The following is a 20,852-nucleotide window of genomic DNA, read 5'->3' as shown; positions in this document are numbered from 1 at the left end:
GGGTCAGAGGCGCCGGGGGGCCTCTGACCCCCGCCCGGGTCAGAGGCGCCGGGGGGCCTCGTCGATCAGAGTGGCGAAACCGTCCAGCAGGCGTTGCAGGCCGAACTCGAAAAGCATGTCGAGATCGAAGTCGTACCCGGCCGCGGTGATGCGCTCCAGCGTGGGGAACGCACCCGCCGAGAATGCCTCCCGGAGTTGTGATTCCTGCGTGTCCATCCACTCGTCGCTCGTCAGACCGGTGAATTCCTCGGCCACGACTTCGGGCTCGATATTGATCGCGGTGCCCCGCACGTAATTGAACAGGGCGATGTGCAGTGTGAAGTGCGTCTGGCCGTCGAGGCCGCGCCCGTCCAGCGCCCGAAGGACCCACTCGGTGAAGGGCAGCGCTCCGGCGAGCAGTTGCGGCCGGGTCACCGAGAGCGCGGGCGCGAGCCACGGATGGCGGCGGAACGTCTCCCACAGCAGCCGGGCGGCGAGTTCCAGCCGCGCCCGCCAGCCCGCCGGGGGGTCGGCGGGGAAGCGCCACTCGGCGCAGGCGGCGTCCATCATCTGCGTCAGCAGATCGTCCTTGTCGGTCACGTGCCGGTAGAGCGACATGGTCGCCGCCCCCAGCTCGTTGGCCACCCGCCGCATCGAGACCGCGCCCAGCCCCTCGGCGTCGGCGACCGCCATGGCCGTCGCGATGATCCGCTCCCGGGCGAGCGCGACGGCCGGTCCGCCCTCCGTGCGAGCCGGGGCCGCAGACGCGCCAGGGGCCGGAGCGGCGGCCGGGCGGCGCGTCCGCGCGGTGCTCTCGACCACGGTGCCGACGCCGGAGACCGGGCGGACCAGCCCCTCGTGGCGCAGCTCGGCGATGACCTTGGTCGCGGTGGCCATGGCGACCCCCCACTGCCGGGCGATCTCCCGGGTGGAGGGGATGCGGTCGCCGGGCCCGAGCTCCCCCGACTCGATCCGCTTCCGCAGGGCTCCGGCGATCCGGCGGTAGGGCGGCTCCTGCGGCAGCGCCCGCCGAAGTTCCTCGTGCGCTGTTCCCTGCCGCTCCATGGCACCTCCGCACTAGGCCGTGTCCGACAATTCCCGTCGGGCGGTCCTCCGCCTTGCGATGCACCGCACCGGACACCGCCCGCCGATCCGACGCGCATGGTCAGACGCGCCCTGGGCCGTGTCTGACCATTCCCGCCGGGCGGTCGGCGCCCGGCACGGCACCTCGCGGCGTTGTCGGACCGCCCGCGTACATCCAGTACGCGGGCGGTCCTCCGCCTTGCGATGCACCGCACCGGACACCGCCCGCCGATCCGACGCGCATGGTCAGACGCGCCCTGGGCCGTGTCTGACCATTCCCGCCGGGCGGTCGGCGCCCGGCACGGCACCTCGCGGCGTTGTCGGACCGCCCGCGTACATCCAGTACGCGGGCGGTCCTCCGCCTTGCGATGCACCGCACCGGACACCGCCCGCCGATCCGACGCGCATGGTCAGACGCGCCCTAGTGCACCTCTGTGGTCCGCACTGTACTGCCTGGCTGCGACGGAAGGCGGCAGTCTCCGGAAAACCGCCGGGAGGGCGGGCGCACCGGCTGCCCCGTACTAGTGCGCAGGCGGTCAAATCCCTTGATTCCAAGGGGTTTTCTAGGTTGCGGTGGGTGATGCGTACGCCGTACATTCACCGTCATGGGAAGAAACGACGTACTCATCTCCGGTGCGGGCATCGCCGGCCCCGCCCTCGCGTACTGGCTACGCGCGGCCGGCTTCCGCGTCACGGTCGTCGAGCGGGCGCCGGGCCCCCGGCCGGGCGGACAGACGGTGGACCTCCGTGGCGCGGGCCGGGAGGTGATCAGCCGTATGGGGCTCATGGACCGGGCGCGCGCCGTCGCCGTCGAGCAGCGCGGCCTCGCCCTGGTGGACGCCCGGGACCGGGTCACCGCCGAGATGCCGACCGCCGCCTTCGGCGGGGAGGGCATCGTCTCCGAGATCGAGATACTCCGCGGCGACCTCGCCCGCCTCCTCTACGACGCGACCTCGCCGACCACGGACGCCGCACCGGCCGCCCCCGGCACGGAGTACCTCTTCGACGACACCCTCACCGGGCTCGTCCAGGACGACGACGGCGTCACGGCCACCTTCGAGAAGGCCGGCCGGCGCCGCTTCGGGATCGTGGTGGGCGCCGACGGGCCGCACTCCACCGTCCGGGCGCTCGCCTTCGGGCCCGAGTCCGACTTCGTACGCCCGCTGAACTGCTGCACCGCGTGGTTCACGGCCCACGAGGAATGGGACCTCGGCGGCTGGTTCCGGATGTTCAACGCCCCCGGCGGGCTCGTCGCGTCCGCACGCCCCGGCCGGCTCCCCGGCGAGATCAAGGCCGGACTCAGCTTCCGCGCGGAGCCCTTCCCGTACGACCGCCACGACATCGACGCCCAACGCGCCCTGATCGCAGGCCGGTTCGAGGGCGCGGGGTGGGAAGTCCCGCGCCTGGTCGCGGCGATGCACACCTCGGACGACTTCCACTTCGACTCCCTGGGGCAGGTGCGCCTCGACAGCTGGTCGCGCGGGCGGGCGGTGCTGCTCGGTGACGCCGGGTACAGCCCCTCGCCCCTCACCGGCATGGGGACGAGCCTCGCCCTCGTCGGCGCGTACGTGCTGGCCGGGGAGTTGTCCACGCCCGGCGCCGGTCACCTCGACGCACTCCGGAACTACGACCGGATCATGCGCCCCTACGTCGCCCGGGCGCAGCAGCTCCCGCCCGGCGGCACCTCCGGATACGCACCGAACGGCGCGCTCGCCATCCGGCTGCGCGCCGCCTCGATGCGGTCGATGAACCGCTGGCCCATGCGGCAGGTCCTCGCCGCCCAGTTCGCCAAGGCCGGGGACATCGACCTGCCCGCCTACCCCCACCTGACGGCAGGTGCGGGGACGCCCTCCTGAGAGCGCCCCCGCACGACCCGGCCGGCGCCTCTCAGCTCTCCTGCGGGTACGCCGTCTCGTACGCGGCGCTGAACAGCGCCTTCACGTCGTGCCCCGACAGCCCCTCGGTGCGCGCCTGGACCAGCCACGCGTCCAGCGAGGTGCGCAGCGGCGAGTCCGGACCCGACTGGGGCCGGGCGAGGTCACGGGTGATGAAGGTGCCCGCCCCCTGGCGCACCTCGGCGAAACCGAGACGCTCCAGCTCCCGGTACGCCTTGAGGGTCGTATTGGGGTTGACCTTGGTGGTGGCCGCCACCTGGGCGGCCGTGGGCAGCTTGTCCCCCTCCTGGAGGGCGCCCATCCGCAGGGCCTGCTCGACCTGGTGCACGATCTGCAGGTACGTGGCGATGCCGCTGCGCCGGTCGATGCGGAAAACGACCACTGCTCTTCACCCTTCCGCTCGACTGAGGAGACTTTACGGACACGGAGGGGGCTCCGTCACAGCGGGCGCCGCGAGACACGCCACACGACGAAGACCGTCAGGACGACCGTGGCGGCGAGCAGGATGCCGGCACCGATCCACTGCATGGACGGCATCTGGTCGTAGTCGAGGTACTCGATGACGTTGTTGACGATGCCGTGCTGCTTGAGGCAGGCGTTCTGCGCGGCGTCGGTGGGCTCGGCGCAGGTGCCCCAGCCGTAGAGCGTGCCGTCCGCGGTGCCGACCCAGCTGTCGAGATCCTGGCGCCCGGGGACGTTGGGGGGTTCTCCGTTCAGCGGGTAGGTGAGCAGATGGGTGGTGCCCAGGCTCTCGCGGACCTGGCCCCAGACGACGTTCGCGAACACGGAGAAGCCGAGGGTCACCGCCATGGACAGCATCACGCGGCGCAGCAGGACCCCGATCGTGATGCCGGCCGCCGTCAGGAAGAGACAGAACGCGGGCAGCACCGGGCCGGTGTTGTCGAAGACCGTCGCGTCCAGCCAGGCGGACGGAAAGACCTCGCGGTACGGCTTCCACCACGAGGTGTAGAGCGCGGAGAGCACCAGACCGGCGACGAGGGCGATGCCGTATCCCACCGCCAGCTTGGCGATCAGCCAGCGGCGGCGCGGCACCGACTGGGTGGTGACGAGTTGGGCGGTGCCCTGCTCCCGGTCGGAGGAGATCAGCGGCGCGCCGACGAAGACGCCGAGAAGCACCGGGAAGGAGCCGAGAGCCAGCAGGAGATAGGTGTACCGCTGTCCGGTCTGGAGCGGCGTCGTCAGCTCCTTCTGCGGCCAGCCCGCCGCGTTCAGTGTGTCGGTCATCTCGCCGCGCAGGTAGAGGATCGCGGCCGCGCCGAGGGCCACCAGCCCGAACACGGAGTACAGCGTCGCCCGGTGCTGACGCACCATGAGCCAGGTCAGGCCGCGCAGCGGGCCGCGCCGGACGGTGCCCGCCCCCGTGGTGGGGTCGGTCAGGGTGGTGGTGGTCATGATGCGGAGATCCCTTCGGCGTCGATACGGGCACCCCGGGTGAGGAGCGCGGGCGCGTCCGGCGAACGGAGGTGGGCCAACAGCACCTCCTCCAGGCTCGGTTCGCTGATCTGCCAGTCGCCGGTGAGCGGCCCGGCGGGGCGTACGAGCGCCTGGAACTGGCGCCCCTGCACGCGGGACTCGACCACGGTGTGGCGGGTCAGCTCCGGCGGCAGCCCGCCGTCCGCCGCCAGCCCGGTCACCAGGGCGTGGGCGGGCACCAGCGTGTCGGTCTCACCGGCCATCCGGAGCCTGCCCTCCGAAATCACCAGCAGGTAGTCGCACATGTCCTCCAGCTCGCCGAGCATGTGGGAGGACATCAGGACCGTGGTGCCGCGCTCGGTGGCCTCCGACATCAGCAGGGTGCTCATCTCGTCGCGCGCCAGCGGGTCGAGGTCGGACATCGGCTCGTCGAGCAGCAGCAGATCCGGGCGCTTGCCGAAGGCGAGCGCGAACGCGACCCGGGTGTGCTGGCCGCCGGAGAGCGTGCCGACGCGCGCGTCCAGCGGGACCCGGCCGGAGCGGACGATCCGTTCAGCCGCCGCCATGTCCCAGCCCGGGTTGAGCTCGGCGCCCAGCCGCAGCGTCTCGGCCACCGTGAACCGCTTGAAGAGCGGCTTGTCCTGGCCGAGGAAGGCGAACCGGGGCATGGCCGAAGCGTCGTCGACCGGGGTGCCGAAGAGCTTCAACCCGCCCTCGGTCGGGTCGATCTGCCGGGACGCGATCCCCAGCAGGGTGCTCTTGCCGGCGCCGTTGGGTCCCACCAGACCGCAGATCCGGCCGGCCGGAAGCCGGAAGGAGCAGTCCCGCAGGGCCCAGCCGCGGCGGTACCGCTTGCCCAGACCGCGGGCCTCCAGGGCCCACTGCTCGGAAGTCTCGCTCGGTGTGTTCGGGTGTTCCACGCCTCGCCCCAATTCCATTAGTCAATTAATGGAATAATTGACTGAAGGGTGGGAGGCTGTCAAGGCGGGTCTCCGCGACGGTGGTCCGGGGCGCACCGCCGCCCCCGGAAACGCCGATCGCCCGGAACGCGAGGCGTCCGGGCGATCGGTGGAGAGAGGTGGAGAGAGGTGAAGCGGTGGTTCTACGGAGTCAGGGCTGAGGGGCGGCCGGTCAGACGAGCGGCGGCCGGCCGAGCCGGGTCATCCGCCAGACCGTGCGCCAGCGCATCGGGTTGCGCGGGCCGCAGGGAGTGCGCAGGCCCTCGACGAAACCACCCATCCAGGACTTCAGCCCCTTCGCGGACCGGGTCCTGGCGAGGGTGAGCAGCGTCCACACGCCCAGGTAGAGCGGGATCAGCGGCGCGGGGAGGTTGCGGCGGGCCAGCCAGACCCGGTTGCGGGCGGTCATCCGGTAGTAGACCGCGTGCCGGGCCGGCGAGGTCTTCGGGTGCTGGAGCAGCAGATCGGGCTCGTACAGGATGTTCCAGCCGCCTTCGAGCGCCCGCCAGGAGAGGTCCGTCTCCTCGTGGGTGAAGAAGAACTCGGCCGGCCAGTGGCCCGTGCCCGCCAGCATCTTCATGGAGAGGGCGTGCGCGCCGCCCAGGAAGGCGGTGACCAGCCCGCGCCGCATCGGGTCCGAGGCGCGCAGACGCGGGATGTGCCGGCGCTGCGTCTCGCCGTGCTCGTCGGCGATCCGGAAACCGACGATGCCGAGGTCGGGGTCGGCGGCGTACAGGCTCTGCACCGTGCTGAACACGTTCTTCTCGACCAGCAGGCCGTCGTCGTCCAGCTCGATCACCACGTCCACGTCACCGAGCTCGGCGAGACGGGCGAGGCCGACGTTCCGGCCGCCGGGGCAGCCGAGGTTCTCCTCGTTCTCGATCAGGGTCACCCCGCCCTCCAGGTCCTCCAGGCCGGGGAAGGCGGAGAAGTCCGGGAGCTTCGTGCCGTTGCCGATGACGACGAGCCGGGTGGGCCGGACGTCCTGCATGGCCACCGACGCGAGGAGGGCCTCCACCGCCTGCGGGCGGTCACCCATGGTGACGATGGAGACACCGATGCGTGGTGCGAGGGCTGCGGATGGGGACAAGATCGGTACTCCCGTGCTCGGCTGCGGTGTCCGCGATCGTACGCCCCGAAGTTGGGCCGCCCGACTCCGAACCTTCGTACGGATGCCGAGCGGCGTTCACCGGGCGGGGAGTGCGCGTCGACGCGGCGTTCCCGGACCCGCCGGAGAGGCGCGCGTCGTCGGACAGCCTGGCCGCGCCCGCCGCGGACCGCCGGGAGGCACGCCCCGAGCCGCCCCCGGACGGAGGTTCCAGGTCTCCCCGGCCAAAGGGGGCGGCGGCCGGCCGCTGACTCCCGTCAGCCGATCCGCGTCCCCGCGCCGCTCACCCGTACGCGTGCGTCGCCCGGGCGCAGCTCCACCGTGAGGGTGCCGGGCCGGCCCATGTCCTCGCCCTGGTACAGCGTGAGCACGGCCTCCTCGGGGACGAGGCCCAGCTCACGCGCGTACCCGCCGAAAGCGGCGGCGGCGGCGCCCGTCGCCGGGTCCTCCACCACACCGCCCACCGGGAACGGGTCACGGGCGTGGAAGACCCGCTCGGACTCCCGCCAGACCAGCTGGACGGTGGTCAGGTCCAGCCGGCGCATGAGCGCTTCGAGCCGGGAGAAGTCGTAACCCAGGTCCGCGAGGCGCTCGCGCGTCGCGGCGGCCAGCACCAGATGGCGGGCGCCGGCGAACGCGATCCGGGGCGGCAGCGCAGGGTCCAGATCGGCGGCGGGCCAGTCGAGCGCCGCCAGCGCCTCCGCCAGATCGGCAGGGGAGACCTCCGCCACGTGCGGCTCCACGCTGGTCAGCGTGGCCCGCAGGGCGCCCTCGCGCGACTCCACCGTGACCGGCACCGAACCGGCCAGGGTCAGGAACTCCAGGTCACCCGGGCCGTCGCGGTCCGCCAGCGCGAGTGCGGCGGCGACCGTCGCGTGCCCGCAGAACGGCACCTCGGCCTTCGGGCTGAAATAGCGGACCGTGTACGTCCGCTCCCCGGGCGCCTCCGTCAGGAACGCGGACTCGCTGTAGCCGAGCTCGGCGGCGACGGCCAGCATCGCCGCGTCGTCGAGGGCCGACGCGTCCAGGACGACCCCGGCCGGGTTGCCGCCCTCCGGACGGGTGGAGAAGGCGGTGTAGTGCAGGATCTCGGCGGGGTGGTCTGTGCTCATGCAACGGCTCAACCAGGGCGTGCACCCGCACATTCCCAAGCGGGTGCCCCGGCCGTCACGCGCATTCCCGTTCGGGGGCACGCCCCCCCGGCCGTCCCGCGCATTCCCGTACGGGCACGCCCCCCGGCCGTCCCGCGCATTCCCGTACGGGCACGCCCCGGACGCCCTCGTACTCAGTGGCCCAGCAGCTCCTCGACGAGGTCGGCGGCCCGCAGCGTGCCGCCCTCGGCCCGCGCCTCGGCCCGGACGCTCGCCGAGCGGCGGGCGACCTCCGGGTCGGCGAGGAGTTCGTCCAGCGCGGTCCGCAGGGCCTCGGCGGTGGCGTCCTCGGTGTCGATGCGCCGGGCCACGCCCAGCTCCACGAGACGGTCGGCGTTCATGAACTGCTCGGCGGCCTGCGGGACCGCGATCATGGGAACGCCCGCCAGCAGCCCCTCGCCGCAGCCGCCCATCCCGGCATGGGTGACGAAGGCGTCCGCCTGCTCCAGGATCGCCCGCTGCGGCACCCAGCGGTGCACCTCCACATGGGGCGGGATCTCGCCCAGCTCCGCCCTGTCGGTGTACTTCCCGATCTGGAGCACCACGTGCAGGTCCGGCCGGCCGCCGAAGGCCGCCAGGCACTGGCGGTAGAACTCGGGCCGGCGGGTGTACGCCGACCCCAGCGAGATCAGCAGGACGCGCCCGGCCCCGGCGGGACGGGTCCAGCCGCCGCCACCGCCCGTACCGCCTTCGGCGCCGAGCGGGGGAACGCAGGTGCCGACGAAGGTCACCGCGTCGGTGTCCACCCGGTCGGCGTGCGGCTGCATCGCCCGGGGGATCAGCGCCAGGGCGCGGGCCGGGTGGCCGGTGAAGGTCTCCATGTCCCTGGTGGTCGCCCCGCACGCGGCGAGCCACCCGGCGAACTTCGCCCGGTAGGCGTCGGCGCCCGGCAACTGCCAGAGCTGCGCCGCCACTTCCTCCGCGTACCCCTCCCAGCCCACCAAGGTGGGGGAGAGTTGCAGGAGGGGCCGCCGCTGGGACTCCGCGAGCGCCCGCGCCGCGTAGGCGCCGATGTCGTAGAGGTAGAGGTCGGCGGGGTCGTCGTCGTAGAAGGCGCGCAGCTGCGGAAGGGCCCGTACGGCGTCGTCGAGGAAGAGCTCCATGGCGGCGATCGGGTCGTCCGGCCACGTGTTGTCGGCGACCGGCAGCCCCGAGGCGCAGGGCACCGACTCCGCGCCGGTGGGGGCGATCAGGCCGGCGACCGCAGGGTCGTTGGCGTACGTCACCCGGTGGCCGCGGGAGACCAGCTCGCGGATGATCTCCAGACTGGGCAGCACATGGCTGACGGCGGGGATTCCGGCCATCGCGATGTGGGCACGGCGACGGGGCATCGGGGATCACACCTTCCGGGTCCGTGGGGGGACGGTCGCCCTCATGCGCCGCGCGGGTCCGGCGCGGCGGCTTCCAGCTCGCCGACACTGCCCGACATGACCGTCCGGACGTGCGCGGTGAGGTGCTCGGCGGGCCAGTCCCACCAGGCCACCGCCAGCAGCCGGGCGACGTCCTCCTCGCCGAAGCGGGTGCGCAGCAGGCGGGCCGGATTGCCGCCGACGACGCCGTAGTCGGGCACGTCCGAGGTGACCACCGAGCCGGCGCCGACGATCGCCCCGTGCCCGATCCGTACGCCCGGCAGCACCGTGGCGCCGTGGCCGAACCAGACGTCGTTGCCGACGACGGTGTCGCCCCGGTTCGGCAGGCCCGTCAGCAGGTCGAAGTGGTCGGACCAGGAGCCGCCCAGGGTGGGGAAGGGGAACGTGGAGGGTCCGTCCATGCGGTGGTTGGCACCGTTCATGAGGAACCGCACCCCCGTGCCCAGCGCGCAGAACCTCCCGATGACCAGCTTCTCCGGCCCGTAGTGGTAGAGCACGTTCCGCGTCTCGAAGGCGGTCGCGTCGTCCGGGTCGTCGTAGTACGTGTACTCCCCGACCTCGATCAACGGGGACTTCACCAGGGGGCGGAGCTGCACCACCCGGGGCTGTCCGGGCATCGGATGGAGCACGTTCGGGTCGGCGGGTACGGGCACGTCGGGCGGTCCTCCCGGAAGCGGCGTCGGTTCCTCACCCATGATCACACCAAGGCGCCCGCCCGGACAGTCGTTTTTCACCTGCGGGAACGCGCCCGATGCGGCCGCCCCGGCACCCCCGTCACCCCGCCCGCCCCCGTCACGACGGCCGGTTCCTTCGTGACGGAGGCGGGCAACCCGGGGCTCACCCCTGCCTGGGCGTGATGGCGTGACGGCCCGTCAGGCGACGGTCCTCGCAACGGAGTCGGACGGATAGCGGACGCCGATGCGGTCCCGTACCGCGTCGAGCGTCCGCATCACCGCCAGCGAACCGTCCAGCGGCACCAGCGGGGACTCGGTCTCGCCCGCCCGCAGCGCACGCATCACCTCGACCGCCTCGTACTGCATCCCGGACAGTCCCTGCGGACCCGGGCCCGTGACGATCTTCTCCGGCGCCGGATCCGCCGCGTCCGCGCGGTACAGGAGGAAGTGGTCGGGGTGGAAGAAGCTGTGCGGGAAGTCGATCCGGCCCTTGGTGCCGATGACGGTCGCCGCCGTGGGGTGGTGGCCCACGATCGAGCAGGAGAGCAGGGCGGTCGCGCCCGAGTCCCAGCCCAGCAGTATCCCGGTGTTCAGGTCCGTGCCCTCGGGGGAGAGCAACGCGTCCGCCTGCACCCGGTCCGGCTCGCCCAGCAGCAGCTGCGCGAACGACACCGGATAGACGCCCAGGTCCAGCAGCGCGCCGCCGCCCAGCGCGGGGTTGCGCAGCCGGTGCTCGGGGCCCACGTCACCCGCGAACCCGAAGTCGGCCTGGATGGTACGGATCTCGCCGATCGCGCCCTCGCGCACCAGCTCCGTCATGCGGCGGACGACCGGGTTGAGGTACGTCCACATGGCCTCCATGAGGAACAGCCCGCGCTCCCGGGCGAGCTCGACCAGCTCACCGGCCTGGCCCGCGTCCAGCGTGAACGCCTTCTCGCAGAGCACGTGCTTTCCGGCGCGGAGCGCCAGCGCGGTCGCCTCGTAGTGGGCGGAGTGCGGGGTTGCGACGTACACCACATCCACGTCCTCGTCCGCGACGAGCTCGGCCCAGCTTCCGTAGGCCCGTCCGATCCCGAACCGCTCGGCGAAGCCCCGGGCCGACTCCTCGGTGCGCGAGGCGACCGCGACCACCTCGGCGTCCGGCAGCCCCAGCAGATCCTTGGTGAAGGTCGCGGCAATGCCGCCCGTCGCCAATATGCCCCAACGCACAGTCCCGCTCATGCCTCGCCTTTGATATTGGGTTACGACCACTCGGCCCGAGCTGAGAGCATAGATGCGGATTTCAACGATGTGGAGATGAAGCATGCCGGACAGCGGCGGAAGCCGGGCCCAGCGAGAGCAAGAGCACATACCTACGGCGGGAACCGGTCAACTGATCACCGGGCCCGCCGTTCCCGACCCCGCGCCGGGCCCCGAGGGCCCGGCCCTTCCCGGTCTCACCGGCCTTCCGGCCGCCCCGGCGGCAGCCGTCCGGCGGACCGCGTTCCTGGTGACCCTGGTGCTCGGCGGCCTCACCGCGCTGCCGGCCCTGTCCATGGACATGTACCTGCCGGCGCTGCCCGACGTCACCGACGCGCTGCACGCCCCGGCCGCCACCGTCCAGCTCACGCTGACCGCCTGCCTCCTCGGCATGGCCCTCGGCCAGCTCGTCGTCGGGCCGATGAGCGACCGTTGGGGCCGCCGCGGACCGCTCCTGACCGGCATGGTCGTCTACGTCGTCGCCACCGCGATCTGCGCCATCGCCCCCAACGCCGAGATGCTCATCGGCTGCCGCCTGCTCCAGGGCCTCGCCGGCTCGGCCGGCATCGTGATCTCCCGGGCCGTCGTGCGCGACCTCTACGACGGCATCGAGATGGCCAAGTTCTTCTCCACCCTGATGCTGATCTCGGGCGTCGCCCCGATCATCGCCCCGCTGATCGGCGGACAGGTGCTGCGGATCACGGACTGGCGCGGCGTCTTCGTCGTCCTCACCGTCGTCGGCCTGCTGCTGACCCTCGTCGTGTGGAAGAGCCTGCACGAGACCCTGCCGCCCGAGGAACGCCACACCGGCGGCGTCACCGAGGCCCTGCGCACCATGCGCGGCCTCTTCGCCGACCGGGTCTTCATCGGCTACACGATCGCCGGCGGGCTCGCCTTCGCGGCCCTCTTCGCCTACGTCAGCGCCTCACCCTTCGTCATCCAGGAGATCTACGGGGCCTCGCCGCAGACCTTCAGCCTGCTCTTCGGCCTCAACTCGGTCGGTCTGATCGTCGTCGGCCAGATCAACGGCCGGCTGCTGGTCGGCCGGGTCAGCCTCGACCGGGTCCTGCTCTTCGGGCTCGCCGTGATCCTGGCCGCGGCCGTCGCGCTGCTGCTGATGACCAGCGGGGTCTTCGGCGAGGTGGGGCTCGTCCCCATCGCCGGCACGCTGTTCGTCCTGATGTCCGCGATGAGCCTCTCCCTGCCGAACACCAACTCCCAGGCGCTGATGCGCTCCAAGCACGCGGCGGGCTCCGCCTCCGCGCTGCTCGGCACCTCGTCGTTCCTCATCGGCGCGATCGCCTCGCCGCTGGTGGGCATCGCGGGGGAGGACACGGCCGTCCCGATGGCCCTCGTCCAGACCATCTGCGCCGCCGCGGCCATGATCTGCTTCCTGGCGCTGTGCCGCCCCTGGGAGCGGCGCGGCCGGACGGACGGCGGGCTGTAACCCGCCTCGTCCCCCGGGAGCCCCACGGCGACGGGCCCGGTGCACGCGAGGTGCGTCCGGGCCCGTCGTGGCGTACGTGAGGGCGTGCCGTCACCCGGCGCGCGGGTAGCCGATCAGATGCTGCCGGTCGTCGCGGTCCGTCGTACGGAAGATCCCGACCCCGGTCGTCTCCGCCACCGGCAGCCGTACGTTGCGGGCGAGCGGCTCGTCCGACCCGTCGACGAAGTTCATCACCACCGGCACCCCGCCCCCGGCCAGCGCCTCGTCGGCGTCCCGCACGTTCCGGGCGCCGTACGCGAGCCCGTCGTCCGTCACCGAGGCGAGCGTCACATGGGACGAGCCGTCCTCGTCCTCCAGGCAGTACCCCTTCTTCGCCACCAGGTCGAACGCCAGGTTCCCGGCGATCAGGTAGTCGCCCGACGGCGGGACCACCGCCTGCGGGAAGCGGCCCGGCTGTATGGCCGGACGGTGGCACGCGACCGACACCAGCGCCTTGCCGCTCGCCGCGTCGTGCACCGTCCACAGCTCGTGGGTCGCCGCGAGCTTCGAGGACTTCTCCGGCTGCCACTTCGCCAGCACCAGACCCGCCGCCACCGACGTCGGCACCCCGGTGGCCGGGTCGGCGCCCTTCGGCGCGACGTTCCGGCTGTACCAGCCGCCCGGCACCCAGAACTCCCGCGCCCCGCTCACCAGCAGCCCCCGCGAGGTCTGGCCGGCCACCTCCGTCAGCTTCCGGCAGTCGGCGCAGCCCTTGGGGTACTTCAGCTCCGACGCGGCGATCTTCGAGGTCTCGCCGGTCACCGGGTCGATCAGCGCCACGTTCGCGTGGGCGTCGGAGATCACGATGTCCGGGCCGCTCGCGGAGACCGCCGGAGCGCCGTTCCACGGCAGCTCCACATGGTGGCGGTCGCCGTTGGTCGCCGCGTACACGTCGAGTGAGATGAACGTCTCGGAAGGGGCGAGCCCGTCGCCCGCCGTCCCGTACGACCAGGTGACGAAGAACTGCCGGTCCTCGCGGGAGACGGTCAGCAGCCGGGGATAGCTCTCCGGGTCCAGCGTCTGGCGTGCCTCGCTCCGCCACCCCAGCTTCCCGGTGGCGGTGTCGAGGGTGCGCACCCGGTAGCGGTGGTCCGCCGAACGCTCCAGGTAGGCCAGGGTCCCCGTCGGCCAGGAGAAGGCGATGTCGGGAGAGGCGCCGACCACCTCCCAGCCGCTGTCCGTCGTGTACTGCGGCGGGACGTTGAGCACGGTCCGCGTCCCGGACGCGCCCGGCACCGGTTTCGCGGCGGCCGAAGCGGAAGCCGCCGGAGTCGTGGCGCCGGCGCTGCTCCCGCCGCCCTTGCCGTCCCCGCCGCCCGTGTCGCCACTGCCCGAGGAGCCTCCGCCGCAGGTCGCCAGCAGCAGCAGGAGCGCCAGAAAGACCACCCCGCCGACCAGAGTCAGTCGAACGATCCTCTGTCTCATGGGTCCCCCCGTCGGGCCATCGCGGGTCTCGCGGCGGTCAGCGTAGCAACTGCCACATGCGCAAGCGGAGTTACACGTATCCCTGTCGCCCACCCGTGACCGGACGGACACCACCGGCCGCCGACGGCCCCGCGCGCACCTCCCTCGCCGGACCGGGTCGGTGCGCCCCGCGAATAGAATTCCTCGGTGAACGTCACCCTCCCCACCGCCGAAGCACTGCGCGCGGCCCTCGCCGGTCTGCTCGACGGACTGCCGCCCAAGCAGGCGACCCAGGCCGTCGACCGGCTGATCGCCAGCTACCGCGGGACGACCCCGACCGACGCGCCGGTGCTGCGGGACCGGGCGGACGTCGTCGCCTACGCCGCGTACCGGATGCCCGCGACCTTCGAGGCCGTACGGGCCGCCCTGGACGCGCTCCGCGAGGCCGCCCCCGACTGGCGGCCGGCCACCCACACCGACGTCGGCGGCGGTACCGGCGCGGCGAGCTGGGCCGTCGCCGGGGCGTGGGACGGGCTGCAGACCACCGTCCTGGACTGGGCCGAGCCCGCCCTCGCGCTCGGCCGCGAGCTGGCCGAGGCCGGTGGACCCCCCGGGCTGCGGACCGCCCGCTGGCAGCGCGCCCGGATCGGCGCCGCGCTGGAACTGGCCCCCACGGACCTGGTGACCGTCTCGTACGTGCTCAAGGAGCTGACCCCCGCCGCCAGGACCGAGCTGGTCGACGCGGCGGCCGGTGCCGCGCAGGCCGTCGTCATCGTGGAGCCCGGCACCCCCGACGGATACGCCCGGGTGATCGAGGCGCGCGACCGGCTGATCGACGCCGGGCTGACCGTGGCGGCGCCCTGCCCGCACAGCGCCGCCTGCCCCATCGAGCCGGGCACCGACTGGTGCCACTTCTCCGCCCGGGTCAGCCGCTCCTCCCTGCACCGGCAGGTCAAGGGCGGGACGCTGAGCCACGAGGACGAGAAGTTCAGTTACGTCGTCGCGACCCGCTTCCCCGTCGAGCCGGTGGCCGCCCGGGTCACCCGCCGGCCGCAGATCCGCAAGGGCCAGGTCCTGCTGGAGCTCTGCACCCGGGACGAGGCCCTGCGGCGCGAGACGGTCACCAAACGCCACGGCGCGCTGTACCGGGCGGCCCGGGACACCGACTGGGGCGACGCCTGGCCGCCGCCCGAAGAGGACTGACGGCCCGGACCACCGCCCGGGCCACAGCCCGCACCACCTCCCGGACGACCACGGTCCGGACGACGACCACGGTCCGGACGACGGCCGCAGTCCGGACCACGGCCCGTACGACCACTGCCCGGACCACCGCTCATGGGGCCGGTACGCTCACCGGCCCCGCAGCTCCTGGGTGCAGCACTTCACGCTGCCGCCGCCCTTCAGCAGCTCGCTGAGGTCCATCGGCACCGGTTCGAAGCCCCGGTCCCTGAGCGGGTCGAACAGCCCCGTCGCGGCCTGCGGCAGCAGCACGTGCAGACCGTCGCTGACCGCGTTCAGGCCGAACGCGGCGGCGTCCGGCTCCTGGGCGGTCAACGCGTCGGGGAAGAGCCTGGCCAGCACGGCACGGCTGCCGGGCGAGAACGCGTCCGGGTAGTACATGATCTCGTCCGCCGCGTCGTCGAGCACGCAGAGCGCCGTGTCCAGGTGGTAGTAGCGCGGATCCACCAGATCGAGGCCGATCACCGGCCGGCCGAAGAACTCCTGCGCCTCGTCGTGCGCGAGCGGGCTGGACCGGAACCCCGTCCCGGCCAGCACGAAGGACGAGGTGACGGCGAAATCGCCCTCGCCCTCGTTCACGTGCTCCGGTTCGCGGATCTCGCCGTAGCCGTGCGTCCGGAACCACTCCCGGTGCGCCTCGGCCTCGCCGTGCCGCTCCTGGTGCGCGAAGAGCGCGCCGAGCACCCGCCCGTCGATCACGGTGGCGCCGTTGGCGGCGAAGACCATGTCCGGCAGGCCGGGCAGCGGCGCCAGCTCCTCCACCGTGTGGCCGAGGGTGCGGTAGCGGTCGCGGAGGTCCTCCCACTGCGTCTGCGCCAACGGCAGATCGACCGGCTTGGAGGGGTCCATCCACGGGTTGATGGAGTAGGTGACCCGGAAGTGCGTCGGAGCGCACATCAGATAGCGACGAGGGGTGGCGTCACGGTGCACGGGGGGCTCCTCACGAACGGCGGCCTCGGCCGCGGCACGGTGGGGGAACGCGCGGTCTGCGCGTGAGCCCATGGTGCGCTGCGCGGGCCCCGGTCCGCAGTGCGCCGATCGGGTGAGCGTGCGCGGTGGCGGGGGCGCGGAAGGACGGGGTGCCGTACGCCACCGGCCCCGCCGCGATGGGGGAGGATGCCCGTTGATGACCCCTTATCGGGCGTGATGTCCCTCACTCGGGGCGGTGGTGTCCCGCCCCGCTGGTGAACTCTGGCCACCCGAAGCGCAGGATGGTGGGACCATGGACGGGTAACGCTGAGGTGAGGGGATAGATGGGCGCCGATTCCGGCCGTAAACGCGGCACAGAGGGCAAGATTTCCCAGTGGCTGCGGCGACGACCCAAGCAGGGGACCGATGCCGACGGCTCGGCCCGACTGGGCATGCTCCTGGCCGTCGCCGAGGCGGGGATGCCGATCTCGCCCGCCGCCCACCCGCTCGGACACCGATGTTCGTGCGAACGCATCGGATGCCCCACCCCCGCCCGTCACCCCGTGTCGTTCGCCTGGCAGACCCAGTCGACCACCGACCGCGCGCAGATCGAACGCTGGGCCGAGGGCCAGCCGCTGGCGAACTTCATCACCGCCACCGGGATGGTCCACGACGTACTCGACGTTCCGCTCTCCGCCGGGGTCAACGCCCTGGAGCGGCTGACCGGGCGCGGAATCGACGTCGGACCCGTCGCCCGCTCCGGCGACGACCGGATGCTCTTCTTCACCGCCACCCGCGGCACCCCCGAGGACGAGGACGAGTGGTGGCCCTGCGAGCTGGACTCGCACCCCGAGACCATGGACGAGCACCCCGGCCTGCGCTGGCACTGCCGCGGAAGCTACGTCCTGCTCCCGCCCGCCCGTCTCCCCGGTGACCTCGACGTCCAGTGGGTGCGCGGCCCCGAGAACCCACTGCCGGACCCGCTGACCCTGCTGGAGGCGCTGACCGACGCCTGCGCCGCCTACGTGGACAGCGACGAGGCGACCGGCCTGGACCCGGCCGCGGTGGCCTGGCCGCTGGGCCGCTGAGGCGCCGGACCGGTCCGAACCGCAGTCCGGGCTCCGGAACCCCGACGCCCGCCCGCCCCGCCCGACGGCCGTCGCGCTCACCGGCCGTCCCGCTCGCCGGTGCCGCCCTACTCGCCGGTCGCCGAGACCAGTCCCGGCAGCCGGTTCAGTACGGTCACCTTCGCGCCCCCGGCGGCGCCCCGCGCGGGCACGTACACCAGCTGGCTGGAGACGCGCTCCTTGGTGAGGGTGCTCTTCACCTCGCCCGTGAGCAGCGCCTGGGTGTCCCGGTTCACCTCGGGCTTCAGACCCTGGGCGGCCGTCTGGCGTTCGTAGTGCTTGCTGCTGAAGAAGACCAGCGCCCCGCCGTCCTTCGTCGCGAGCCCGAACGGGCGGAACGCGCCGTCCAGCGGGCGGTCGACGTACTGGAACGAGAACCCCGGCTTCTTCGTCGCCGCGCGTGCGGCCCGCCAGCCCGAGGTGGTCGAGCCCGCCGCGAACACGTCCGGCGCCCCGGTGGACAGGTAACCGGTGTACGAGGTACTCAAGTCCTCGGGCCGCACCGCGAGTTCGGCGCCCAGGGTCTCGGCGGGTTTCGCCAGCCCGTCCGCGTCCAGCGCGAACTCCGGTACCTCCGACGGCGCTACGACCCCGAGATAGGGCACCGTCCACAGCGCGTCCGGGCCGGTCCGTTCGAAGACCAGCAGCCAGCGGGTGTCCTGGTCGCCCTTGTCCACGTCACGGTTGGAGTCGGCGTTCGCGAAGAAGTACCGCGGCCAGCCCGCCTTCTTGGGTATGACGTAGTGCGTGTCCGACAGCTCCAGCGGATCGCGTGCCGCCGCGGCGTCCTTGTCGGTGTACGTGGACCGGGCCTTCAGCCCCGCCTGGTTGACCGCCCCGAGTGCCCCGGTCACCCGCTCCGCGTCCAGCGCGGGATCGACGGCCGCGTTCGCCTTGTTGTACGCGGTGAGGAAGTCCTTCAGGGCTTGGTCCGCCTCGGACTTCGTCGCCGCGGGTACCTGCGCGAGTTCCCCGTGCACGGTCACGCAGCCGCTCGCCGTCATGCCCAGTACCGTCGCCACCGCGAGCCCCGCCGCCGACCGACCCAGCCTTCTCATCCGTTGCCTTCTGCGCCTTCTGATCCGTCGTCCGCACTGACCGTCCGAACCCTACCGGGGCGAAGAAGCGTACGAGGGCGAGGAGTCGATATACGCCGTGAGGGCGTGCCCGGGAGCAGCACCTCGATTTCCGGTACGCCCCCACACGCGGTATCACCGCCCCCTTCCGGAACGACCGGCTCCCGAACGAATGCTTGAATGCCGGTATGAGTGAATTCGACGTACCCGACGGCATCGACGTCCTGCGGGTGTTCTGCGCCCCCGACGGCCGGCACGGGAACGCCCTCGGTGTCGTACGGGACGGGCACGACTACCCCGACGACACCGCGCGCCAGGCGCTCGCCGCCGAACTGGGCTTCAGCGAAACGGTCTTCGTGGACGACCCGGAGCGCGGTCAGGTGGACATCCGGACCCCGGGGCTCCGGCTGCCGTTCGCCGGGCACCCGATCGTCGGCGCCGCCTGGCTGCTCGACCTGGAGATCCTGGAGCTGGAGGTGGGGGACGTCTTCGCCCGCCAGGACGGCGAGTTCACCTGGATCACCGCCCGCCCGGAGTGGGCACCGCCCAGGGAGCTGGTGCGGTACGACTCCGCCGCCGAGGTCGACGCGCTGACCGGCCCCCCGCCGGGCGAGGGCTGGCTGTACGTGTGGGCCTGGGAGGACGAGGCGGCGGGGCGCGTACGCGCACGGGCGTTCCCGCGCCGCGACGACGGCATCATCGAGGACGAGGCGACGGGAGCCGCCGCGCTGCTGCTCACCGCACGGCTCGGCCGCGCACTCAACATCACCCAGGGGCGCGGCTCCCAGATCCTCACCGCGCCCGCACCGGACGGCACGGTGGAGCTCGGCGGCCGGGTCGTGCTCGCGGTCAGGAGCTGAGCACGCGCGGCCGCCCGCCGCCGCCCGCCGGGCGGAAAGGGCGGCCGCGTTCCCGTCAGGCGCTGAGCGGAAAGACGTCCCCCAACTCCCGGAAGACGGCCGTGTTCAGCGCGAAGGCGCGCTTGCACTCGTCCACGATGCGCTGCCGCTCCAGGTCGTCGGCGTCGACGGCGTCCAGCAGTTCGCGGTAACTCCGCTTGAAGGCCGCGGGGTTGGTGATCTCCTCGAAGACGTAGAACCGCACCCCGTCGCCCTTGTGCGCGAAGCCCCAGGCCTTCTCGGCCCGGTCGCGGATGATCTGCCCGCCGGAGAGGTCGCCGAGGTAGCGGGTGTAGTGGTGCGCTATGTATCCGGCAGGCCAGTCGCGGGCGCAGGCGGCGACCCGCTCGGCGTACGCGGCGGTGGCCGGCAGCGGCTCCAGGCCCTCGCGCCACCCCGGGCCCCGCAGGTGCGCGAGGTCCCGCTCCAGTTCGGTGAGCCGCATCAGCGGCGCCTGTATGAAGGGCCCCGCGACCGGGTCCTGCCGCAGCCGCTCGGCACCCTCCTCCAACGCCCGGTACACGAACCACAACTGCTCGGTGTACCGGGTGTACGCGTCCACTCCCAGGCGCCCGCCGAGCAGGTCTCCCATGAAGGTCGAGGTCTCCGCCTCCGTGTGCTGCTCGTGGGACGCGGTGCGGATGACCGTGGAGAACGGGGTGACGGTGCCGGTGGACGTGTCCAAGGCGGGCCTCCGGGGGCCGAGAGAGCGGAAAACCGGGAAGGACGGAAACGTGGGGCACCGACGCGGCGGCTCGCGCCGCGTCGACCACCCCCCGATCCTCTTGCTTAGGCTTACCTAAGTCAACAGGTTGCCGACCCCTTGTCGGTAAATACTCCGTGCCCGGGAAAAGCGAGCGCCCGGTGGGACGGAACCGGAAGTCACCGGTTCCGTCCCACCGGGCGCTCGCTCGTGCCGGAGGTACCCGTCGGCCCTACGGCAGGGTGAGGACGTCCGCTCCGGTCTCCGTCACCACCAGGGTGTGCTCGAACTGGGCGGTCCGCTTGCGGTCCTTGGTCAGCACGGTCCAGCCGTCGTCCCACATGTCGTACTCGTGGGTGCCCAGGGTCAGCATCGGCTCGATGGTGAACGTCATCCCCGGCTGCATCACGGTGGTGGCGTGCGGGCTGTCGTAGTGCGGCACGATCAGGCCGGAGTGGAACGAGGTGTTGATGCCGTGCCCGGTGAAGTCCCGCACCACGCCGTAGCCGAAGCGCTTGGCGTACGACTCGATGACCCGGCCGATCACGTTGATCTGACGGCCGGGGCGGACCGCCTTGATGGCCCGGTTCAGCGACTCCCGGGTGCGCTCCACCAGCAGCCGCGACTCCTCGTCCACGTCGCCGCAGAGGTAGGTGGCGTTGTTGTCGCCGTGCACGCCGTTGATGTACGCCGTCACGTCGAGGTTCACGATGTCGCCGTCGCGCAGCACCGTCGTGTCGGGGATGCCGTGGCAGATGACCTCGTTGACCGACGTGCACAGGGACTTGGGGAAGCCGCGGTAGCCGAGCGTCGACGGGTAGGCGCCGTGGTCGACCATGAAGTCGTGGGCCACCCGGTCCAGTTCGTCGGTGGTGACGCCGGGCGCGATGTGCTTGGCGGCCTCCTCCATCGCCTGCGCGGCGATCCGGCCCGCGATACGCATCCGCTCGACGGTGTCGGAGTCCTGGATCTCCGGGCCGGTGTACGGCTTCGGACCCGGCTTGCCCACGTACTCGGGGCGCCGGATATTTCCGGGTACGGAACGGACGGGAGAGATCTCCCCGGGTGCGAGCAGCGACTGACCAGACATGTCAGCGAGTCTAACCAGCGCCCCTGG

At 72.4% G+C, this 20,852-nt stretch carries 19 protein-coding genes; 5 read left to right on the top strand and 14 right to left on the bottom strand.

Going from position 1 to position 20,852, the window contains the following annotated elements:
- Positions 1–39: 39 nt before the first annotated feature.
- A complete protein-coding gene (locus OG599_RS08865; RefSeq protein ID WP_327175412.1) occupies positions 40–1,044 on the bottom strand; it encodes a TetR/AcrR family transcriptional regulator C-terminal domain-containing protein in 1,005 nt (334 codons plus the stop codon).
- Positions 1,045–1,667: 623 nt separating this feature from the next.
- On the opposite strand from OG599_RS08865, the gene OG599_RS08860 reads away from it, so the two are divergent.
- A complete protein-coding gene (locus OG599_RS08860) occupies positions 1,668–2,918 on the top strand; it encodes an FAD-dependent monooxygenase (RefSeq protein WP_327175411.1) in 1,251 nt (416 codons plus the stop codon).
- A gap of 31 nt (positions 2,919–2,949) precedes the next feature.
- Here OG599_RS08860 and OG599_RS08855 read toward each other — a convergent pair whose 3' ends face one another.
- The 8 genes from OG599_RS08855 to OG599_RS08820 form a co-directional block, all read right to left on the bottom strand.
- Positions 2,950–3,339: a GntR family transcriptional regulator gene (locus OG599_RS08855; RefSeq protein WP_327175410.1), complete on the bottom strand. Its 390-nt coding sequence runs from the start codon at positions 3,337–3,339 to the stop codon at positions 2,950–2,952.
- A 56-nt stretch (positions 3,340–3,395) separates the two neighbouring features.
- Entirely contained in the window at positions 3,396–4,370 is a 975-nt protein-coding gene (locus OG599_RS08850; protein ID WP_327175409.1) for an ABC transporter permease subunit, read from the bottom strand.
- Positions 4,367–5,311, bottom strand: a complete 945-nt coding sequence (locus OG599_RS08845; protein WP_442809396.1) for an ABC transporter ATP-binding protein — start codon at positions 5,309–5,311, stop codon at positions 4,367–4,369. The genes OG599_RS08850 and OG599_RS08845 overlap by 4 nt, the downstream gene beginning before the upstream one ends.
- A 211-nt stretch (positions 5,312–5,522) precedes the next feature.
- Positions 5,523–6,389 (bottom strand): glycosyltransferase family 2 protein, encoded by an 867-nt coding sequence (locus OG599_RS08840; protein WP_442809665.1) that lies wholly within the window; start codon positions 6,387–6,389, stop codon positions 5,523–5,525.
- Between the two features lie 326 nt (positions 6,390–6,715).
- The gene (locus OG599_RS08835; protein ID WP_327175406.1) at positions 6,716–7,570 is read right to left on the bottom strand and encodes a PhzF family phenazine biosynthesis protein; all 855 of its coding nucleotides are present in this window, start codon (positions 7,568–7,570) and stop codon (positions 6,716–6,718) included.
- Positions 7,571–7,743: 173 nt separating this feature from the next.
- Entirely contained in the window at positions 7,744–8,940 is a 1,197-nt protein-coding gene (locus tag OG599_RS08830) for a macrolide family glycosyltransferase (RefSeq protein WP_327175405.1), read from the bottom strand.
- 41 nt (positions 8,941–8,981) lie between these two features.
- On the bottom strand, positions 8,982–9,632 hold the full coding sequence (locus OG599_RS08825) for a CatB-related O-acetyltransferase (RefSeq protein WP_327175404.1): 651 nt from the start codon (positions 9,630–9,632) through the stop codon (positions 8,982–8,984).
- A 219-nt stretch (positions 9,633–9,851) separates the two neighbouring features.
- Positions 9,852–10,874 carry a Gfo/Idh/MocA family protein gene (locus tag OG599_RS08820; RefSeq protein WP_327175403.1) on the bottom strand — a complete coding sequence of 341 codons (1,023 nt, stop codon included), beginning with the start codon at positions 10,872–10,874 and terminating at the stop codon, positions 9,852–9,854.
- 82 nt (positions 10,875–10,956) lie between these two features.
- On the opposite strand from OG599_RS08820, the gene OG599_RS08815 reads away from it, so the two are divergent.
- Entirely contained in the window at positions 10,957–12,339 is a 1,383-nt protein-coding gene (locus OG599_RS08815; protein WP_327175402.1) for a multidrug effflux MFS transporter, read from the top strand.
- A 90-nt stretch (positions 12,340–12,429) separates the two neighbouring features.
- Here OG599_RS08815 and OG599_RS08810 read toward each other — a convergent pair whose 3' ends face one another.
- Positions 12,430–13,803, bottom strand: coding sequence for a hypothetical protein (locus tag OG599_RS08810; protein WP_327175401.1), 1,374 nt, complete (start codon positions 13,801–13,803; stop codon positions 12,430–12,432).
- A gap of 186 nt (positions 13,804–13,989) precedes the next feature.
- Between OG599_RS08810 and OG599_RS08805 the strand changes: the two genes are divergently transcribed.
- Positions 13,990–14,985, top strand: coding sequence for a small ribosomal subunit Rsm22 family protein (locus tag OG599_RS08805; protein WP_327175400.1), 996 nt, complete (start codon positions 13,990–13,992; stop codon positions 14,983–14,985).
- A gap of 147 nt (positions 14,986–15,132) precedes the next feature.
- Here OG599_RS08805 and ddaH read toward each other — a convergent pair whose 3' ends face one another.
- The gene (gene ddaH / locus OG599_RS08800; RefSeq protein ID WP_442809395.1) at positions 15,133–16,023 is read right to left on the bottom strand and encodes a dimethylargininase; all 891 of its coding nucleotides are present in this window, start codon (positions 16,021–16,023) and stop codon (positions 15,133–15,135) included.
- A 251-nt stretch (positions 16,024–16,274) separates the two neighbouring features.
- Between ddaH and OG599_RS08795 the strand changes: the two genes are divergently transcribed.
- Positions 16,275–17,018 (top strand): bifunctional DNA primase/polymerase, encoded by a 744-nt coding sequence (locus OG599_RS08795; protein ID WP_327175398.1) that lies wholly within the window; start codon positions 16,275–16,277, stop codon positions 17,016–17,018.
- Between the two features lie 107 nt (positions 17,019–17,125).
- Here OG599_RS08795 and OG599_RS08790 read toward each other — a convergent pair whose 3' ends face one another.
- On the bottom strand, positions 17,126–18,115 hold the full coding sequence (locus tag OG599_RS08790) for a hypothetical protein (RefSeq protein ID WP_327175397.1): 990 nt from the start codon (positions 18,113–18,115) through the stop codon (positions 17,126–17,128).
- Between the two features lie 206 nt (positions 18,116–18,321).
- Here OG599_RS08790 and OG599_RS08785 point away from each other — a divergent pair, with 206 nt between their 5' ends.
- Complete coding sequence (locus OG599_RS08785; protein ID WP_327175396.1) at positions 18,322–18,993, top strand: PhzF family phenazine biosynthesis protein; 672 nt, start codon at positions 18,322–18,324, stop codon at positions 18,991–18,993.
- Between the two features lie 55 nt (positions 18,994–19,048).
- On the opposite strand, the gene OG599_RS08780 is transcribed toward OG599_RS08785, so the two are convergent.
- Positions 19,049–19,717 (bottom strand): biliverdin-producing heme oxygenase, encoded by a 669-nt coding sequence (locus OG599_RS08780; protein WP_327175395.1) that lies wholly within the window; start codon positions 19,715–19,717, stop codon positions 19,049–19,051.
- A gap of 250 nt (positions 19,718–19,967) precedes the next feature.
- Positions 19,968–20,825 carry a type I methionyl aminopeptidase gene (gene map, locus OG599_RS08775; RefSeq protein ID WP_327175394.1) on the bottom strand — a complete coding sequence of 286 codons (858 nt, stop codon included), beginning with the start codon at positions 20,823–20,825 and terminating at the stop codon, positions 19,968–19,970.
- Positions 20,826–20,852: the final 27 nt, after the last annotated feature.

Source organism: Streptomyces sp. NBC_01335 (assembly GCF_035953295.1).
GTDB lineage: Bacteria > Actinomycetota > Actinomycetes > Streptomycetales > Streptomycetaceae > Streptomyces.
Note: the sequence above shows the minus strand (reverse complement) of the source record. Positions and strands in the feature narration are given on the sequence as shown.

Coding starts and splice junctions, on each gene's coding strand:
- OG599_RS08865 (WP_327175412.1), bottom strand. CDS start 1,044: ATGGAGCGGCAGGGAACAGCGCACGAGGAACTTCGGCGGGCGCTGCCG.
- OG599_RS08860 (WP_327175411.1), top strand. CDS start 1,668: ATGGGAAGAAACGACGTACTCATCTCCGGTGCGGGCATCGCCGGCCCC.
- OG599_RS08850 (WP_327175409.1), bottom strand. CDS start 4,370: ATGACCACCACCACCCTGACCGACCCCACCACGGGGGCGGGCACCGTC.
- OG599_RS08840 (WP_442809665.1), bottom strand. CDS start 6,389: ATGGGTGACCGCCCGCAGGCGGTGGAGGCCCTCCTCGCGTCGGTGGCC.
- OG599_RS08835 (WP_327175406.1), bottom strand. CDS start 7,570: ATGAGCACAGACCACCCCGCCGAGATCCTGCACTACACCGCCTTCTCC.
- OG599_RS08830 (WP_327175405.1), bottom strand. CDS start 8,940: ATGCCCCGTCGCCGTGCCCACATCGCGATGGCCGGAATCCCCGCCGTC.
- OG599_RS08820 (WP_327175403.1), bottom strand. CDS start 10,874: ATGAGCGGGACTGTGCGTTGGGGCATATTGGCGACGGGCGGCATTGCC.
- OG599_RS08815 (WP_327175402.1), top strand. CDS start 10,957: ATGCCGGACAGCGGCGGAAGCCGGGCCCAGCGAGAGCAAGAGCACATA.
- OG599_RS08810 (WP_327175401.1), bottom strand. CDS start 13,803: ATGAGACAGAGGATCGTTCGACTGACTCTGGTCGGCGGGGTGGTCTTT.
- ddaH (WP_442809395.1), bottom strand. CDS start 16,023: ATGGGCTCACGCGCAGACCGCGCGTTCCCCCACCGTGCCGCGGCCGAG.
- OG599_RS08795 (WP_327175398.1), top strand. CDS start 16,275: ATGGGCGCCGATTCCGGCCGTAAACGCGGCACAGAGGGCAAGATTTCC.
- OG599_RS08790 (WP_327175397.1), bottom strand. CDS start 18,115: ATGAGAAGGCTGGGTCGGTCGGCGGCGGGGCTCGCGGTGGCGACGGTA.
- OG599_RS08785 (WP_327175396.1), top strand. CDS start 18,322: ATGAGTGAATTCGACGTACCCGACGGCATCGACGTCCTGCGGGTGTTC.
- map (WP_327175394.1), bottom strand. CDS start 20,825: ATGTCTGGTCAGTCGCTGCTCGCACCCGGGGAGATCTCTCCCGTCCGT.